General features: G+C 71.0%; 2 protein-coding genes and 1 pseudogene. 2 read left to right on the top strand and 1 reads right to left on the bottom strand.

Features of this window, described 5'->3' with window-relative positions:
- Positions 1 to 269 precede the first annotated feature (269 nt).
- Positions 270 to 692: an organic hydroperoxide resistance protein gene (locus ABZ070_RS35545; RefSeq protein WP_356640132.1), complete on the top strand. Its 423-nt coding sequence runs from the start codon at positions 270 to 272 to the stop codon at positions 690 to 692.
- Positions 693 to 790: 98 nt separating this feature from the next.
- Here ABZ070_RS35545 and ABZ070_RS35540 read toward each other — a convergent pair.
- Positions 791 to 3345, bottom strand: a pseudogene (locus ABZ070_RS35540) (M14 family zinc carboxypeptidase).
- A gap of 117 nt (positions 3346 to 3462) precedes the next feature.
- Between ABZ070_RS35540 and ABZ070_RS35535 the strand changes: the two are divergent.
- The gene (locus ABZ070_RS35535; protein WP_356640130.1) at positions 3463 to 4263 is read left to right on the top strand and encodes an EI24 domain-containing protein; all 801 of its coding nucleotides are present in this window, start codon (positions 3463 to 3465) and stop codon (positions 4261 to 4263) included.
- Positions 4264 to 4354: the final 91 nt, after the last annotated feature.

The following is a 4354-nucleotide window of genomic DNA, read 5'->3' as shown; positions in this document are numbered from 1 at the left end:
GGGAGGGGTCTGGTGCCGTGGATCGCAAGGCGGAGGTGGGGGTACCTCCCACGCCGAAGGCGTAGGGGGAGGAGGCATGGCGGAGCCATGCCGACTGACGACAACGCGGCGTGGGGGCACCTCCCACGCCGAAGGCTGTGGGGGAGCGGTGCCAGACCCCGCGAGCCCGGCCTGATCCAAACGAGAGGCCCTAGGCCACCCGTTAGGCTCTTCCTCAGCCGTCGCGATCGTGGGCGCGAGTCGCGGCGAACCAGCAGAAGGAAGTCTCCATGTCCATCCAGCAGTCCGACGTGCTGTACACCGCTGTCGCCACCGCGGAGAACGGCCGTGACGGCCGCGTCGCCACGTCCGACGGCAAGATCGACGTCGTCGTCAACCCGCCCAAGGAGATGGGCGGCAGCGGTGCCGGCACCAACCCGGAGCAGCTGTTCGCCGCCGGCTACAGCGCCTGCTTCCAGGGGGCGCTCGGTGTCGTGGCCCGCCAGGAGAAGGCGGACATCTCCGGCTCGACCGTCACCGCCGAGGTCGGCATCGGCAAGAACGACGACGGCTTCGGCATCATCGTCAAGATCTCCGCGAGCATCCCGAACGTGGACGCCGCCACTGCGAAGGACCTTCTCGAGAAGGCCCACCAGGTCTGCCCGTACTCCAAGGCGACCCGCGGCAACATCACGGTCGAGCTCGCGGTCTGACGAGCAGGACACGACAAGGGCCGCACCCCCGCACGGGGTGCGGCCCTCGTTCGCAAGGACCGCGGATCAGCGGATCAGCGGATCAGCGGATCGACGGGTCAGCCGGCCAGCAGCGCCCGGCCGATCTGTGCGAAGACGCCCTTCGGGTGCGCCCTGAACAGCGGTTCCGTGCCGAACAGCGCCACCGGCCTTCCCGCCGGTGACGTACCGGAGACGATCGACGCCCGGCCCGCCGCGTCACCCGGGCCGCCCGTGCCCTTGTCCGTGGCACGCCAGTGGCCGGACACGAGCGGGTTGCCCGTGCCGTACGACTGCTCCACCCGAACCCCGCTGCCGAGACCGGTGAACCACAGCGGCGAGTAGACGAACGTGTGCGGCGGGGCGCCGCCGGTGATGAGGCCGCCCGCGTTGGTCACCCGCACGACGCCGTTGGCGTCGCCGTTGCCCTCCACCGCGGTCACGCCGAGCAGTGCCGCTGCCTTGTTGAAGGCCGCCCCCTGCGCGCCGAGGCCCACCACGCCGACGCCGCTCCTCTCGAACGCCGCGCGGGCCTCGGGCGTCAGCTTCGCGTGGTCCAGCCCGGACGACACATACAGCACGTCCGCCTTCGACCAGTCGAATCCCGCGTTGAGCACGGCCGTGGAGACCGGCTCCACGTCGAAGCCCATCTCGCGCAGCCCCAGCAGCTCGCCCGCCGTGACGGCCGCGGCCACCCTGGCCCGGTGCAGCGCCCCGGTGCCCTTCTCCTTCGTGGCGTGGAAGACGACCCCGAGCCGGTCCGCGAGGACGCGGGCCCGGCCACGGGCGGAGCCGGGCACGATCGCCGAACCGTCCTTCGCCCGACGCACCCCGACGTCCTGCTTCAGCAGAGAGTTGAGGGCCGCGAGCTCCTTCGGGTCGTCGAGGCGCAGCCGCAGATCGCCGCGCGGGGCGACGTACCCGGTGGGGGCCGCGGCGTGGACCGTGCGGGTGCGCACCCGCAGCTCGCCCGACTCGATCGCGCGCACGTCGGCGCCCCACAGCAGACCGAGGCTCCAGCCGGAGATGTCGTACATCGTGGCCACGTCGGCGCTGATGTCCCGGCCGTCCGCCAGGATCACGTTGGCGATGCCGCGCTTGGGCTGGTGCATGTCGACGACGTACGACCCGGCGGGGTAGGAGCGTCCCGCGAGCCGGAAGGGGCCGAGCGCCCGTTCCACCCGTACGTCATTGGCGACCAGGTGGTCGACCAGCCGGGCCGCCGCGGTGGCCGACCGCTGGGCGCGCCCGGCGGGGATGACGTACGCCCGCGGGAACGCGCCGTGTACACGTCCTCCGGACCGATGCCCGGCACGCCCGGAACGGTCTTCGGCGACACCGGCCGCTGCGCCTCGCCCGCCGCGCCCCGCCGGAAGGTCTCGATCTGGTCGGCGAGCACCGAAGCACGATGCGTGTACGTGTAGTCGAGCGCCGCCCGCATGGCCGCGCCGGCGATGTCGGTGTTGATGGCGGCCCTGCGCCGCAGCTCCTCGACCGGCAGCGTGTTGTACGCATTGTTGTTGACGGTCATCGGGAACTCGATGGTGTGCGAGGCGACCGCGCCCTGGAAGGGCATGTACTGCGGGGTGAAGATGGGGGGCCAGTCGTCCCAGCCCTCCTTCTGGTCCCGGAACGGGATCACCGCGGGCCGCACACCGTCCTTGTCCGCGGTGTAGCCGAGCCCGTTGACGGCCTTCTCCATGCCGAGAGCGTTGGCGTACGCGTTCTTCAGGAAGAGGTCGTACTCGTAGTTCTCGCCGTGTGGCGGTGTGGTCGGCTCGATGAGCGTGCCGTTGACGTAGCCGTGCAGGTCGAGCATGACAGCCGGCTGCTTGTCGATGGCGATCTGCCGGATGGCGCGGGTCTCGGGCTGGGTCGCGGTGATGAAGTCGCGGTTGAGGTCGAAGCCGCCGGCGTTGGCGCGGGTGCCCGCGATCCGGCCGTCCGGATTGGCCGTCACATTGAGGTGGATGCGGGTCTTCGCGAGCAGGTCCGCGGTCCGTGCGTCCTTGGCCTTCGCCAGCTCCTCGATCAGCTTCAGGGCGGCGTCCGTGCCCTCCCACTCGTTGCCGTGGATGTTGTTGTTGATGAACACGGGCGTCTTGTAGGCCGACTTGATGCGCCGGTCCTTCGCGGCGGCCGACGGGGCGTTCTCGATGCGTTCCCGCATCCGTTCCTGCTCGCGCGCGTGCCGCGCGCTCTCGGGCGCGGTGACGGTGACCAGGTACAGCTCGTGCCCGCCGGCGGAGTGGCCGGCGACCTCGACGCTGACCCGGTTGCCCAGCCGCTGCAGTTCGTTGAGGCGAGGAGCGAGCGAGTGGTACGGCGCGAGCCCCAGTTTTATCGACTTGTCGGCCTTGTTCTCCGGCGGCGTGGCCAGCACCGTCCGGCGGGGGTATCCGCCTTCGCGGGTGAGCTCGGCGGCGGGCCCCGAGCGGCCGAGGGCCGTTGCGGCGGCGGAGAGGGGCGCCCCGGCAGCCGACGGGGCATCACGTGCGCCCCCTTCTCGTACGGGATGCGGCTGCGGCCGGTCCTGTACGGGAGCCGCGGCGGCTCCGGGGAGCGGGGCGAGTAAGGCGCCGGTGAGAGCGGCGGTCAGGGTGGCGGTGATCAGTGCGGGTCGGCGTGAGCCCATGCGGTGCGACCTCCGGGTGTCGGAACGATTCGGCACGATGATCAGTGTGGTGATCAGCAAGCAGGGTCTACCGGTTCCGCCGCCGAACAACAAGAGGCGCCCCGATAAGGTGTGCGCATGCGTGATCTTGGGGTGGGCTTCGGCTACTTGATGAAGGGCCAGCGCTGGGTCGCCGGGCACGGCCGCTGGTTCGGCTTCGGTCTGCTGCCCGGACTGGTGACGCTGGTGCTGTACGCGGCAGCGCTCGTCGGACTCGTCTACGGCGCCGACGACCTGACCGCCTGGGCCACGCCGTTCGCCGACGACTGGTCCTCGCCGTGGCTCGACGTCTTCCGCGGCACGCTGACGGCGCTGCTGTTCGTCTTCGGGCTGTTCATCGCGGTGATCACGTTCACCGCCGTGACGCTCCTGGTCGGCCAGCCCTTCTACGAGAACCTCTCCGAGCAGGTCGACCGCTCGGAGGGCGGCGAGGTGCCCCATTCGGGACTGCCGCTCTGGCGAGAGCTGTGGATCTCCGCGAGGGACTCGGTGCGGATCGTGCTGCGCGTGGTCTTCTACGGCGTGCTGCTCTTCGCCTGCGGTTTCATCCCGGTCGTCGGCCAGACGGTGGTCCCGGTGGTCGGGTTCTGCGTCTCCGGCTTCTTCCTGGCGGAGGAACTGACGGCGGTGGCGCTCCAGCGGCGCGGCGTCGAACTGAAGGATCGCCTGGCGCTGCTGAGGGGCCGTCGGCTCCGTACTCTCGGCTTCGGCGTACCGCTGGCGCTGTCCTTCCTCGTTCCGTTCGTCGCGGTCTTCCTGATGCCGGGCGCGGTGGCGGGCGCGACGCTCATGGTCCGCGACCTCGTCCGGCCCGAGGACCCGGAGCCGGCCGCGGAGCCCACACGTCCGGGCCCGCAGACCTTCCGCAAGGCGGACTAGGCCTGCACGGGCGCGACGTCGGGCGCGACGTCGGCTGTCCCGTCCCGTTCGTTGTTGCATCCCGGGTCGGTGCCTAGCTGGGGGATGCAGG

The organism is Streptomyces sp. NPDC006283 (assembly GCF_040613325.1).
Classification (GTDB): domain Bacteria; phylum Actinomycetota; class Actinomycetes; order Streptomycetales; family Streptomycetaceae; genus Streptomyces.
Note: the sequence above shows the minus strand (reverse complement) of the source record. Positions and strands in the feature narration are given on the sequence as shown.

Excerpts from the sequence above, each read along its gene's own strand:
- ABZ070_RS35545 (WP_356640132.1), top strand. The coding sequence starts at position 270 with ATGTCCATCCAGCAGTCCGACGTGCTGTACACCGCTGTCGCCACCGCG.
- ABZ070_RS35535 (WP_356640130.1), top strand. The coding sequence starts at position 3,463 with ATGCGTGATCTTGGGGTGGGCTTCGGCTACTTGATGAAGGGCCAGCGC.